Source organism: Variovorax sp. PAMC26660, from assembly GCF_014302995.1.
GTDB lineage: Bacteria > Pseudomonadota > Gammaproteobacteria > Burkholderiales > Burkholderiaceae_C > Variovorax.
The window spans coordinates 322,189-335,051 of the sequence record NZ_CP060295.1 but is presented as its reverse complement, the minus strand read 5'-3'; the positions used below and the strand labels follow the sequence as shown (position 1 = coordinate 335,051).

The 12,863-nt window shown below is 66.8% G+C and carries 13 protein-coding genes; 7 read left to right on the top strand and 6 right to left on the bottom strand.

Annotation, left to right across the window (positions count from 1 at the left end):
• Positions 1 to 75: 75 nt before the first annotated feature.
• The 4 genes from H7F35_RS01620 to H7F35_RS01605 all read right to left on the bottom strand — a co-directional run bounded on the left by H7F35_RS01620 (position 76) and on the right by H7F35_RS01605 (position 3,439).
• Positions 76 to 1,617, bottom strand: coding sequence for a TolC family outer membrane protein (locus H7F35_RS01620; protein ID WP_187111254.1), 1,542 nt, complete (start codon positions 1,615 to 1,617; stop codon positions 76 to 78).
• Positions 1,618 to 1,639: 22 nt separating this feature from the next.
• On the bottom strand, positions 1,640 to 1,978 hold the full coding sequence (locus H7F35_RS01615) for a rhodanese-like domain-containing protein (protein WP_187111253.1): 339 nt from the start codon (positions 1,976 to 1,978) through the stop codon (positions 1,640 to 1,642).
• Positions 1,979 to 1,994: 16 nt separating this feature from the next.
• The gene (locus tag H7F35_RS01610; protein ID WP_187111252.1) at positions 1,995 to 2,672 is read right to left on the bottom strand and encodes a protein-L-isoaspartate O-methyltransferase family protein; all 678 of its coding nucleotides are present in this window, start codon (positions 2,670 to 2,672) and stop codon (positions 1,995 to 1,997) included.
• 89 nt (positions 2,673 to 2,761) lie between these two features.
• Positions 2,762 to 3,439, bottom strand: coding sequence for a TetR/AcrR family transcriptional regulator (locus H7F35_RS01605; protein WP_187111251.1), 678 nt, complete (start codon positions 3,437 to 3,439; stop codon positions 2,762 to 2,764).
• A gap of 102 nt (positions 3,440 to 3,541) precedes the next feature.
• On the opposite strand from H7F35_RS01605, the gene msrA reads away from it, so the two are divergent.
• From msrA to H7F35_RS01575, 6 genes are all read left to right on the top strand, one after another.
• Entirely contained in the window at positions 3,542 to 4,096 is a 555-nt protein-coding gene (gene msrA, locus H7F35_RS01600) for a peptide-methionine (S)-S-oxide reductase MsrA (RefSeq protein ID WP_187111250.1), read from the top strand.
• Between the two features lie 19 nt (positions 4,097 to 4,115).
• A complete protein-coding gene (locus H7F35_RS01595) occupies positions 4,116 to 4,505 on the top strand; it encodes a hypothetical protein (protein ID WP_187111249.1) in 390 nt (129 codons plus the stop codon).
• A gap of 78 nt (positions 4,506 to 4,583) precedes the next feature.
• A complete protein-coding gene (locus tag H7F35_RS01590) occupies positions 4,584 to 6,779 on the top strand; it encodes a TonB-dependent receptor (protein WP_187111248.1) in 2,196 nt (731 codons plus the stop codon).
• 8 nt (positions 6,780 to 6,787) lie between these two features.
• A complete protein-coding gene (locus H7F35_RS01585; protein WP_187111247.1) occupies positions 6,788 to 7,174 on the top strand; it encodes a hypothetical protein in 387 nt (128 codons plus the stop codon).
• Positions 7,175 to 7,253: 79 nt separating this feature from the next.
• Positions 7,254 to 9,356 carry a TonB-dependent receptor gene (locus H7F35_RS01580; protein ID WP_187111246.1) on the top strand — a complete coding sequence of 701 codons (2,103 nt, stop codon included), beginning with the start codon at positions 7,254 to 7,256 and terminating at the stop codon, positions 9,354 to 9,356.
• A 156-nt stretch (positions 9,357 to 9,512) separates the two neighbouring features.
• Complete coding sequence (locus H7F35_RS01575; RefSeq protein ID WP_187111245.1) at positions 9,513 to 10,463, top strand: AEC family transporter; 951 nt, start codon at positions 9,513 to 9,515, stop codon at positions 10,461 to 10,463.
• A 140-nt stretch (positions 10,464 to 10,603) separates the two neighbouring features.
• Here the strand turns inward: H7F35_RS01575 and H7F35_RS01570 are convergent, their stop codons facing one another.
• A complete protein-coding gene (locus H7F35_RS01570) occupies positions 10,604 to 10,969 on the bottom strand; it encodes a hypothetical protein (RefSeq protein WP_187111244.1) in 366 nt (121 codons plus the stop codon).
• Between the two features lie 24 nt (positions 10,970 to 10,993).
• Here H7F35_RS01570 and H7F35_RS01565 point away from each other — a divergent pair, with 24 nt between their 5' ends.
• Positions 10,994 to 12,199 carry an OmpA family protein gene (locus H7F35_RS01565; protein ID WP_261803486.1) on the top strand — a complete coding sequence of 402 codons (1,206 nt, stop codon included), beginning with the start codon at positions 10,994 to 10,996 and terminating at the stop codon, positions 12,197 to 12,199.
• 9 nt (positions 12,200 to 12,208) lie between these two features.
• On the opposite strand, the gene pdxH is transcribed toward H7F35_RS01565, so the two are convergent.
• The gene (gene pdxH, locus H7F35_RS01560; protein ID WP_187111242.1) at positions 12,209 to 12,862 is read right to left on the bottom strand and encodes a pyridoxamine 5'-phosphate oxidase; all 654 of its coding nucleotides are present in this window, start codon (positions 12,860 to 12,862) and stop codon (positions 12,209 to 12,211) included.
• Position 12,863: the final 1 nt, after the last annotated feature.

The following is a 12,863-nucleotide window of genomic DNA, read 5'->3' as shown; positions in this document are numbered from 1 at the left end:
GGGCTCGACGGCGCTAGAGACGTCGCTGATACCCACCCCGGCCCTCCCCCGGAAGGGGAGGGAGAAAGCGGAGTCTCAGCGCACTGGCGGATTCAAAATCACCGGCGGCACAGGCGCCGTCGGCATCGTCGGCGCAGGCGGATTGAACGGCTGCACCGGCACCGGCGGAATCACTGGAATGCTCGGCGGCGTGACCGGCACATACGGCACGGCGCGGTCTGGCGTCGACGTGATTGCCGCCGGCACGGCCGGCACGTTGCCATTGCTTGCCAGCGTCGCGTTGATCGCATTCATGTCGTCGGTCGTCAGCGTGCCGTTGGCCTGGCGCAGCTTCAGGTTGCCCAGCAGCACGTTGTAGCGCGCCTGTGCAAGGTCGCGCTTGGTCTGGAACAGCTGGCTCTGCGAATTCAGCACGTCGATGTTGATGCGCACGCCCACCTGGTAGCCGAGCTTGTTGGCATCGAGCGCGCTCTGGCTCGAAGCCTCGGCCGCTTCCAGCGCCTTGACCTGCCCTGCGCCCGACACCAGCCCGAGGTAGGCCGCGCGCGTGGCCTGCGCCACGCTGCGCTGTGTGCCGTCGAGCACGCTGCGCGACTGGTCTTCGAGCGCCAGGGTTTCCTTGATGCGGTTCTCGGTGGCGAAGCCGGCGAACAGCGGCAGGTTGAAGGTCACGCCGACGGTGGTGGCATTGACCCGCGTGCCGACCGCACTGGTGCTGGTGCCCGTGGGGTTGCGCGTGACGTTGTAGCCGAGGTTCGCGTCGAGCGTGGGCTTGTGGCCGGCCTGGGCTTTCTGGACTTCGAGTCCGGCCACGTCGAGGCCGAGGCGGGCCTGCCGGATCGCGGGATGCACATCGTTGGCTTGCGCGACCCAGGCGTTGATGTCCGCCGGCATCGCGGTGGGCAACACGACCGGCACCGCCAGCGGCACTGGCACGCTGCCGGGCACGCCGACCAGTTGGTCGAGCACGATCTTCTTGACCTGCAGGTCGTTCTCTGCCGCGATCTCCTGGGCGATCACGAGGTCGTAGCGGGCCTGGGCCTCGCGCGAATCGGTGATGGTCGATGTGCCGACCTCGAAGTTGCGCTTGGCCGATGCAAGCTGCTCGGCCACGGCGACTTTCTGTGCGCGCACGAGCGCCAGGCTGTCCTGGCTCGCGAGCACGTCGAAGTAGGCCTGGCTCACGCGCACGATCAGGTCCTGCTCGGCAAGGGTGAGCACGGCCTGCGCAATGTCGGCCTGCCGCTTGCCCTGTTCGTAGGTGGCCCAGTTGGCGGGGCGGTACAGCGGTTGCGTGGCGTTGATGCCCACGTTCTGCGTGTTGAAGTCACGCGGCGTGGTGCCCCGGCTGTTGCCCGTGAGGGTGTCGATTTCCAGGTCGGTGCGCGTCACGCCGGCGGTGAGTCCCACGGCGGGCAGGATGCCGGCCTTGGCCTGCGCGGCGCGCGCCACGTTCGCTTCGTACTGGGCCCGTGCGCCCTGGTAGGTGGCGTCGTAGCCGCGGGCGGCTTCATAAAGTCCGTTCAGTGTCTGGCCCTGGGCCGGCAATGCGAGCAGTGACGCAATGACGCTTGCAAGTGCTGCGGAAAGGGGCAGAAGCCGGGGCCTTGGAGGCATTGAACGTCCTTGAAGAGAGAAGCTAGTAGCGCGGCACGGAAGGGTCGTGCTGCGAAGACCAGGCGTCGATGCCGCCCGCCACATTGGCGAGCTGGTCAAAGCCGTTCTGGTTCAGAAAAGCGGCCACGCGCTGGCTGCGCGCGCCGTGGTGGCACAAGCAGGCGATGCGTTGGCCTTCGCCCAGCTCGGCCAGCCGCCCGGGAATCTCGTTCATCGGGATCGCCACCAGCGTGAAACCCTGGGGCGCGACGCTCGCCGTCTGCAGTTCCCAGGGCTCGCGCACGTCGAGCAGCACGGGGGCGGCGTCGGCGTCCTGTGCGAACCAGGCGGCAAGGTCGGCGGGGCGGACTTGGTCGATCATTCGGTGGACCGCCCGCTCAGAACGAGAAGCGCGAGGGCTCGGGGAAGTTCAGCAGGCGCGGTGCCACGATGTCCCAGGGCTGGATGGTTTCCCACTTGCTTTCGCTCACGCGGGTGACGAAATGGGCGCGCATCATCGGCTCTTCGCCCACGATGGCCGACAGGCGGCCACCGACCTTGAGCGAACCCAGCAGGTTCTGCGGAATGCGGGCGACCGAGCCGCTGAGCACGATCACGTCGAAGCTGGGGCCGCTGGCCAGCGGCACGGCGCCGTCGGCGTGGCGCACTTCGACGTTGGTCACGCCGTTCTGGCGCAGCGTCTGCGCGGCGCGGGCGGCCAGCACGGGGTTGATTTCAAGCGACAGCACCTGGGCGGCGCGGGCGCCGAGCAGGGCGGCCATGAAGCCGGAACCGGTGCCGATTTCAAGCACCGACTCGTGCTTCTGGATGTGCAGGTCTTGCAGCGTGCGGGCCTCGACCTTGGGCGAGAGCATGAACTCGCCGGGCACGGAGCCGTCGAGCAGGGGCAGTTCCATGTCGAAGAACGACAGCGTGCGGTGTTCTTCCGGCACGTAGTCTTCGCGGTGGATTTCGGCCAGCAGTTCGAGGATGTCCGTCTCCAGCACATCCCAGGGGCGGATCTGCTGTTCGATCATGTTGAAGCGCAAGCGCTCGAGGGTAGGGGTGGGGTTCATGGCGTGGCTTTCCTTGTGGGCTCAGGACAAACCTTTAATTTTAGGTTGCGCCGATGACACCCGCCGCCCAGTCGGCCATCCATGGCCTTTCATGCCTTGTCCCCGGCGCGCACGCTGAGCCCGTAAAGCACCGTTTCCGCTTGCGTGGCGAGGTACTTTTCGGGGTCGAGGGCGCTGACGCCGTCGACGCAGACCATGGCCGAGTGCTTCCAGAGCATCAGGAAGACCATGGGCGCCACCACCGAATAGATGGCGTGGTCGACGTCGACCGGTGCGAACTCGCCGCGGTCGATGCCGCGCTGCAGGATGCGCCGCAGCAGCACGTGTCCGGGACGCACCACCTGCTGCCGGTAGAACTCCGCCAGCTCGGGGAAATTGGCGCCCTCGCACACCATCAGCTTGGTCAGGCCCGAGGCCTTGGTCATGCCGACGCGCTCCCACCAGACATTCATGCAGTAGCGCAGCATCTCGGCCGACGTGCCCTCGAAGGCCTCGAATTCGGCGTTCCACTCGGTGAAACGGCCGCCGAGGTTTTCCATCACCACGGCCTTGAACAGCTCTTCCTTGCTCGGAAAGTACAGAAAGAGGGTGCCCTTGGACACGCCGGCACGGGCCGCGACTTCCTCGGAACGGGTGGCGGCAAAGCCTTTTTCCACGAACAGGTCGAGCGCGGCCGCGAGCAATTCACCGGGGCGTGCCTCTTTCCGGCGCTCGCGCTTGGCGCGGACCGGGCAGATCTTGTCGACGAAGGAGCGGGGCGTGGGCATGTTTTTAATGACTGGCGGGTTAGTAATGTAGTGACCGGCATCCGGCACGTCAAGCCGCGACAATATCGGGTTCGCTTTTTTCCAACCTCCCGGAGCCGTGCCATGACCCCCTCATCGTCGCCCAACGAAACCATCGTGATCGGTGGCGGCTGCTTCTGGTGCACCGAAGCGGTGTTCGACCGGGTACAGGGCGTGGTCGACGTGGAGTCGGGCTATTGCAACGGCCAGGTCGTCAACCCGACCTACGAGCAGGTCTGCACCGGCCGCACCGGCCATGCCGAGGTGGTGAAGCTCGAGTTCGACCCGGCGCAGATCAGCCTGCGCGAGATTCTCGAAATCTTCTTCGTCGTGCACGACCCGACAACGCTCAATCGCCAGGGCAACGACGCCGGCACGCAATACCGCAGCGGCATCTACTACACGAGCGATGCGCAAAAGCAGGTGGCCGACGAGGTCATCCGCGAGATCGAGGCCAGCAAGACCTACGCCTCGCCCGTGGTGACCGAAGTGGCACCGCTCGCCAACTACTCCACCGCCGAGGCCTACCACCAGGACTACTTTCTGAACAACCCGAACCAGGGCTACTGCGCGTTCGTCGTGGGCCCCAAGGTCGAGAAGTTCCAGAAGACCTTCGCCTCGCGCGTCAAGAAGACCTGAGCCTCCGCTCCTGCATCCCGTGCACATCGCCCGCCCAGCCTCCACCCGTTCGTCGCGCGCGTTCATCGTCGCGCTGGCGTTCGCGTTGTGGATCGCGGGCACGCTGGGGGTGATGCACCGTTCGCTGCACGTTCCCGGCCTTGCCAAGGCCGCGGCGACCGTGCAGGCGACAAGCCAGGGCGGCCTGCACAAGCATGCGGACCACGGCCTGGGCAGCCTGTTCGGCGAACACACCGACGCCGAATGCCGCCTGTACGACCAGTTGGAGCACGGCTCCACCGCACCCGGCGTGCCGCTGGTGGTGCTGCCGATCCTGCTGCCGTCGGCCACCTTCGCCTATCTGCAGGGCGAAGCCATCGCCCGCTGGATCGCGCTGTTCGACGCGCGCGGTCCGCCTTCCACTCGCTGAATCCCTCCGTGTTCCGGCTGCCACGTCCGCTTTGCGCGGGTGGAGGCAGGTCGTTCATCGATTCAACGAGTGCCCATCATGATTCCCAATTTCCGTCGCAATGCCGTTGGCATTGCCGTTCTTTCCCTGCTGTCCTGGCCGGCCTTCGCCCAGGACGCAAGCCCCCCGATACCTGCGCCCACTGCCGAAACCACCACCACGGTCGAGCCGACCACCGCTCCCGGCACGCTGTCGACGGTGGAGATCCAGTCCGAGCGCCTGAAGAAGGCGCGCATGGAGCTTTCGCCCGAGGTCGGCGCCACGGTCTACCGCATCGATCGCGCGGCCATCGACGCGCTCGGCAAGGGTGACGCCACCCCGCTCGACGACGTGCTGCTCACGCTGCCGGGCGTCGCCAAGGACTCGAAGGCCTCCGGCTCGCTGCACGTGCGCGACGACCATGGCAATGTGCAGTACCGCGTCAACGGCGTGCAGTTGCCCGAGGGCATCTCGGGCTTCGGCCAGTCGCTGGACACGCGCTATATCGACTCGGTCGATTTCCTCACCGGCGCCTTGCCCGCGCAGTACGGGCTGCGCACCGCGGGCGTGGTCGACATCCAGACCAAGCAGGGCTTCGGCAAACCCGGCGGCTCGCTCGGCTTCACCTTCGGCAGCCACAACACGCTGGAAGAAAACGGATCGATCTACGGCACCAAGGGCAACCTCAGCTACTACCTGTCGGGCAGCCTGGTCTCCAACACCAACGGCATCGAGAACCCGCAACCGACGCTGAACGCGCAGAACGACCGCACGCGGCAGGGCAAGACCTTCGGCAACCTGTCCTACTACCTCGACGCGGACACGCGCGTGGGCCTGATGTTCGGCACCTATAACGGCAAGTTCCAGATCCCGACGAACCCGAATCAGGCGCCGGCTTTCTCGCTGGCCGGCTACAGCGACCTGGGCACGGGCTTCAATGCGCTGCCTTCGTCCAACGTGCGCGAGCGCCAGACCGAAGCCACCCGCTTCGTGGCGCTGTCGTTCCAGAAGACGGTGGGTGCGCTGGACTACCAGGTCTCGGCCTTCCACCAGTACTCGAACCTGCACTACCTGCCCGACCCGGCGGGCGACCTGATCTACAACGGCGCGGCCTCCGACACCCTGCGCTCCAACTCGTCGAACGGCCTGCAGGCCGATGCGTCGTACAAGGCCAGCGACACCCACACGCTGCGCTTCGGCGGCGCCTACACGCGACAGACGACGCGCAGCATCAATGCGGTGAACGTGTTCCCGGTCGACGACAGCGGCGCGCAGGTCGGCAACACGCCGGTGCTGATCAACGACAACTCCAGCAAGGTCGGCCAGCTCGCCAGCCTGTACGTGCAGGACGAATGGCGCATCGATCCGAAGCTGACCTTCAACTATGGCCTGCGCTACGACAGCGTCGACGCGTTCACCAAAGAGCACCAGTGGAGCCCGCGCCTGAACCTCGCGTACAAGCTGTCGGACGACACAGCGCTGCACGCGGGCTATGCGCGCTACTTCACGCCGCCGCCGCAGGAGCTGGCGTCTCAGCAGAGCATCAACCTGTACGCGGGCACCACCAACCAGCCCGCGGTGCCCACGTCCGATCCGGTGAAGGCGGAGCGCACCCATTACTTCGACCTGGGCGTGGACCACAAGGTGAATGCCAACCTGTCGCTGTCGGCCGATGTCTATTACAAGAACATCACCAACCTGCTCGACGAAGGCCAGTTCGGCCAGGCGCTGATCCTGTCGCCCTTCAACTACGACAAGGGCTTCGCGCGCGGGCTGGAGCTGTCGGCGCGCTACAACGACGACCACTGGTCGGCCTACGCGAACTTCGCCTACCAGAAGGCGATGGGCAAGAACATCGTGTCGAGCCAGTCGCTGTTCGGCACCGACGAGCTGGCCTACATCGCCAACCACTACGTGTACCTGGACCACGACCAGACCTACACGCTGTCGGGCGGCGCCAGCTACCGCTTCGGCGACAACCAGGTCAGCGGCGACCTGATCTTCGGCAGCGGCCTGCGCCGCACGCCCGATGGCGGCGCGCCCAACAGCGCCGCGCTGCCGCACTACGCGGTGGTCAATGCCGCCTACTCGCACACCTGGAAGGAATCGTCGGGCGGTGACATCGTCGGGCGCATCGCCGTCCTCAACCTGTTCGACAAGAGCTACCTGCTGCGCGACGGCACGGGCGTCGGCGTGGGCGCGCCGCAGTACGGCACGCGGCGCAGCCTCTACGTGAGCATGACCACGCACTTCTGAACCGCCGCATGACGATGAACCCGAGGCTGTCGCGCACCGTCGCTTTCGCACTGCTCGTCGCGGTGTGGCTGGCGTCGACGCTCGGCCTCGTGCATGCCACGCTGCATGTGCCGGGCGACCGTGGCTGGGCCGCAGCGGCCGAGCGCACGGCCGTGGCCGCGAAGGCCACGGCCCCGCTGCAGCGGCACGACGGGTTGTATGCGCTGTTCGTCGACAAGACCGATGCCGAATGCCGGCTGTACGACCAGTTGGCGCACGGCTTCAGCGCGCCGGGCGTGCCGCTGGTGGTGTTGCCGATGCTGCTGCCGTCGGCCACCTTCGCCTACCTGCAGGGCGAAGCCGTTTCTCGCTGGATCGTGCTGTTCGACGCACGCGGTCCGCCTGTCGCTCGCTGAATTTCCTTTGTGTTCCGACTGCCGAACCCGCCTTGCGCGGGGGCGGTGGATCGCCCATCGATTCAACGAGTGTCCATTCATGATTCCCAATTTCCGTCGCAACGCCATCGGCGTTGCCGTTCTTTCGCTCGCTGCTTTCGCGAGCGCTTCCCATGCGCAGGCCCAGGGCGCTGCCCAGGCCCAGCCTGCTGACGCTTCGAGCCTGCGTGAAGTCACCATCACCGGCAACCCGCTCGGCGCCAGCGAGCTGATCGCGCCGACCACCACGCTGTCGGGCGACAAGCTCCTGCTGCGTTCCGAATCGACGCTCGGCGAAACGCTCAACAACGTGCCCGGTGTGAGCAGCAGCTACTTCGGCCCGAACGCGAGCCGCCCGATCATTCGCGGACAGGACGGCGACCGCATCCGCATCCTTCAGAACGGCGGCGGTGCGCCCGACGCCTCGGCACTGAGCTACGACCATGCCGTGCCGGTCGACGCGCTGGTCACCGAACGCATCGAAGTGCTGCGCGGCCCCTCGGCGCTGCAATACGGCGGCAGCGCGGTCGGCGGCGTGGTCAACGTGATCGACAACCGTATTCCGACCGAGCCGATCAACGGCTTCGGTGGCCGCGCCGACCTGGGTTACGCCACCGGCAACAAGGAAAAGAACGGCGGCGTTGTGCTCGAAGGCGGCAACGACCGCTTCGCGGTGCACGTCGACGCCTTCAAGCGCGACTCGAAAGACGCCTCGGTGCCCATCGACCTGAACTGCAGCAAGCCCGGCTCGCCGTGGCGCGCGCGCAAGATCTGCAACTCGGCCAACGAGGCGCACGGCGGCGCGGTCGGCGGCACGCTGTTTTTTGACCAGGGCTACATCGGCGCGTCGGTCAGCACCTACCGCAGCACCTACGGCACGGTGGCCGAAGACGACGTGACCATCGGCATGAAGTCCGACCGCTATACGCTGGAAGGCGAGTGGCGCCCGGGCGGCATCATCAGCAGCGTTCACGCCAAGCTCAGCCACACCAACTACCGCCACACCGAGTTCGAGGGCAGCGAAGCCGGCACGAAGTTCTCGAACATGAGCAACGACCTGCGCATCGAGGCCCGTCACCAGAAGATTGGCAACTTTGAAGGCCTGATCGGCTTCAGCAGCGAGACCAACCGCTTCGCCGCCGATGGCGAGGAAGCCTTTGCGCCGCACAGCCGCACGCGCTCGAACGCGCTGTTCCTGTATGAGGAGTACGGCACCTCGTGGGGCCGGCTGAGCTTCGGCGCGCGCACCGAGAAGGTCCGCATCCGCTCGCTGGGCTACCCCGACGATCCGACTGTCACACGCTTCGCCATTGGCGAGCGCACTTTCAATCCGCACAGTGCTGCCTTCGGTGCGTTGGTCAACCTTGCGCCGCAGTGGCAACTGACCTCGAACCTCGCCTACACCGAGCGCGCGCCCAAGGACTACGAACTGCTCGCCAACGGCCCGCACGTGGCCACGGCCGCCTGGGAGGTGGGCGACCCGAACCTGAAGAAGGAAAAGTCCACCGGCTTCGACCTCGGGGCGCAGTGGAAATCGGGCGCCAACACGGCCCGTGTCAACGCGTACGTTACGCGCTTCGGCAACTACATCGGTCTGACGGCTTCGGGCCGCACGCTCGACAAGGAAGGCCAGGTGGTGACCGATCCCGAAGTGACCGACACGCTGGCCGAGTACCTCTACCGCGGCGTGCGTGCGCGCTTCACCGGTATCGAGGCCAGCGGCAATCTGCGCCTGCTGGGTACCGAAGGTTTCGCGCGGATGGTCGATGCTTCCACGCTCGACCTCGAATGGCGCGGCGACATCGTGCGCGCGAAGAACCTTGACACCGGCGAACCGCTGCCGCGCATCGCACCGCTGCGCGTGGGCGCGACGCTGGTTTACGGCAACGGCCCGTGGGGCGCGCGCTTTGGCTTTGACTACAACGCGGCGCAGCATCGCGTGCCGTCTGTCGGCGCACGCGAGACGGATGCGTACACGTTGTGGAATGCGGCGATCACCTACCGCATGAAGGTGCAGCGCGCGAACCTCACCTGGTACGCGCGCATGGACAACATCACGAACAAGCTGGCCTACAGCCCGACGTCGATCCTGACGACGACGGTGTATCCGAATGCGCCGTTGCCGGGGCGTTCGCTGAAGGTGGGGTTGCGTGTGACGTTCTGACCCCGCCTTGCTCCCTCCCCCTTTGGGGGAGGGCAGGGGTGGGGGCAAGCGGCATTCAATGCCGCGCAGCCTCGAAGGCCGCGGGTGCCCCCATCCCGACCTTCCCCCAGAGGGGGAAGGAGCAATGCGCAACAAGCCCTCGACTATCCTCGTCGGGTGAATTCCTTCGTCATCTCCTCGCTCCTGCCCGTCGTTCTTCTCATCGCCGCGGGCTACCTGGCCGGAAGGCGCCGCTGGATCGGTGGCAATGCGGTCAAGGACCTGTCGAACCTCATCTTCCTGCTGCTCGCGCCCGCGCTGCTGTTCCGTGCCATGAGCACGGTGCACGTCGAGCAACTCAGCCTCAAGCCGGTTGCGGCGTACTTCATCGCCTCGGGCCTGCTGTTCGCGGGCACGCTCGCGTTGCGCGGCTTCAACCGCACGGCGGCCGTGATCGCGCTGGCCAACACCTACAGCAACACCGTGATGATCGGCATTGCACTCATCGGCCTGGCCTACGGCGAAGAAGGCATGGTGGTGCTGCTCACATTGATCTCGCTGCACTCGCTGGTCCTGCTGACCAGCGCCACCGTCGTGCTCGAGCTGGCCGTTGCACGCGAGCACGTGGTGGTCAGCGGCGAGGAAAAACGCTCGATGGCCCGCACCGTGCTGCGCGCCTTGCGCAACGCCATCATCCATCCCGTGCCGCTGCCGATCATCGCGGGCCTGCTGTTCGCCCAGACCGGACTCACGATGCCTGAAGTCATCGACAAGCCGATCCAGTTGCTCGGCCAGGCCTTCGGACCGGTGGCGCTGGTGATGGTGGGCATCACGCTGGCACTCACGCCCATCGGGCGGCACTGGCGTGGCGCGCTGGTGCAGGCATTGGTCAAGAACCTGCTGCATCCACTGCTGGTGGCCGGCATCGGCTGGCTGCTCGGCGTGCGCGGCATACCGCTCACCGTGATGGTGGTGGCGGCTGCCCTGCCCATCGGCGCCAACGTGTTCCTGTTCTCGCAGCGCTACCGCACCGCCGAAGACCTGGTGACGGCCAGCGTCGCGGTGTCGACCGTGCTGGCGCTGGGCACGCTCACACTGGTCATGGTCTGGGTGCAGTGGCTGCCCTGAGCCCTTCGGTTCTCTCTTCGTAGCGCATCGCGAACTTTCGCGCTAGCGCGGTCCTTCGCGCGCCCTATGCCGTTCGGCAGGGTGGCCGTTTGGTGAGATGGCGCGCGGCGCTCGCGGCCCTACATTTGCCGGCTGATGATTTACCCGGCGCGCTCTTCGGCCCTTCCTGTGATGGCGTTGGTCGCGATGGTGATCGCGCTGCAATGCATGCCCGCGCGGGCCGCCGCCGATGCGAAGCCCTGCAGGACGCCGTGCCTGGCCGTCAACGTGCCTCGCGAGCCGGCGGACAAGCCGGTCGAGAAAGCACCGGAGTTGAAGCCCGCGCCGGCGCCTGCGGCCGTGGCTCGGCCGGCCGTGAAGCCCCGGCCGCAAACCACGGCACAGGCCGCAACGGCATCGCAGGACGCGCAGAGGGAGCCCATCACGAGAAGGCCCGCGCCCTCGAAGCGCTGCAGCGAGATCAACATGCGCGCCGCCGTCGGCGAGCCGCTGTCGGACCAGGACATGAAGACATTGAGGAACCAATGTTGATGACGAACTCCCTCCACCGCATCCGCGCGTCGCTGCGCGTGCTGGCGCTGTGCGCCACTGTCGTGCTCGCCACCGCTTGCGCGCACCGCCCCGTGCCCGGCAACGCCATGCCTTTCGACCAGGCCGTCAACCAGGCGGTCGACGACCTGATGGTGCAGACGCAGAAACTGCCGACCTTCCTGGCCAAAGTGGAGTCGTCGCTCAAGCAGAGCCGAATCGTGATCGATCCGCTGCTCGAAGGCGCGAGCGGCCAGCAGACCGAGGTAACCCGTGTGGCCGAGCAGCACATCGTCCAGCGCATGCAGGCCCAGTTCAAGCAGTTCACGGTGACGCCGTTCAACGCCACCGAGATCGGCAACGCGCAGTACGTGCTGAACGGCACGCTGGTGCGGGACAAGGACGCCTCTGGCGGCCCGTACCGCCTGAACCTTGCGCTGACCGAGATCAAGAGCGGCGTGGTGATCGCGCAGTCGGTGGCGCGCATCAGCGACGCATCGCTGGACACGCGGCCCACCGCCTTCTTTCGCGACAGCCCGGTGAACGGCAAGGACCGTGGTGTCGAGGGCTATATCCGCACCGCGGAAACCCAACCGGGCCAGGCGGCCGACGCGCTGTATCTCGAACGCCTGCCGACCTCGACCGTGCTGCAGGAAGCCACCGCCGCCTACGAAGCCGGCCGCATGAGCGAGGCGCTGAGCCGCTACGAGGCGGCATCGAAGCGGCCCGACGGGCAGCAGTTGCGCATCTACAGCGGCCTGTACCTTGCGCAGTCGCAACTGGGGCGCACGGCCGATGCGGAGAAGACCTTCGGCACCATCGCGCGGCTGGGGCTCGAAACCAACAACCTGAGCGTCAAGTTCCTGTTCAAGCCGGGCTCGACGGACTTTCTTTCGGACCCGAAGATCAGCGCGGCCTACCCGATGTGGCTGCGCCAGATCGCGCGGCAGGCGGCGCAGATCGATTCATGCGTGGTGGTGACGGGGCATACCAGCCGCACTGGCTCGGAGGCGGCCAACGAGCGGCTGTCGCTGCAGCGCGCGGTCAGCGTCAAGTCGCGGCTGGTGACCGAGGCGCCGCCGTTGTCGAAGAAGCTGCGCGAGTCCGGCAAGGGCTATCGCGAGAACATTGTCGGCACCGGGGCCGACGACGCGAGCGACGCGCTGGACAGGCGCGTCGAGTTCAAGGTGATTGGCTGCGAGGCCTGACGCCGAGGTTCAGGGCGCGAGCCGCTCGCGCACCCAGTCGGCGCCTTCGAGCCGGTAGCGCAGCCGGTCGTGCAGCCGGCTCTTGCGGCCCTGCCAGAACTCCCAGCGGTCGGGCACCAGCCGGTAACCGCCCCAGTGCGGCGGGCGCGGCGGCGACAGCAGGTGCCTGGCGGCGGCCACGGCTGCGTTCTTCACCAGCACATCGCGTCCGCTGATGACCTCGCTCTGCGGGCTGGCCCAGGCGCCGATGCGCGAATCGAGCGGTCGGCTGGCGAAGTAGGCGTCGCTTTCGTCGGCGCCGGCTTTCTCGACGCGGCCCTCGATGCGCACCACGCGTTCAAGCTCGACCCAGTGGAACTGCAGCGCGGCATACGGGTTGCCCGACAGTTCCTGGCCCTTGCGGCTTTCGTAATTCGTGTACCAGACGATGCCGCGCGCGTCGTAGCCCTTGATCAGCACGATGCGGCTCGACGGCCGCAGGTCGCTGCCCACGGTGCACAGCGTCATGGCGTTGGGCTCCGGCACTTGCGAATCGATGGCCTCGGTGAGCCAGCGCTCGAACTGCTTGAGCGGATCGCCGGCGCTGTGGGCCTCGCCGAGCTCGGCGCGCTCGTAGCTCTTGCGCAGCGCGGCCAGCGTTTCGTTGGGGGGAGAGGAAGTCATG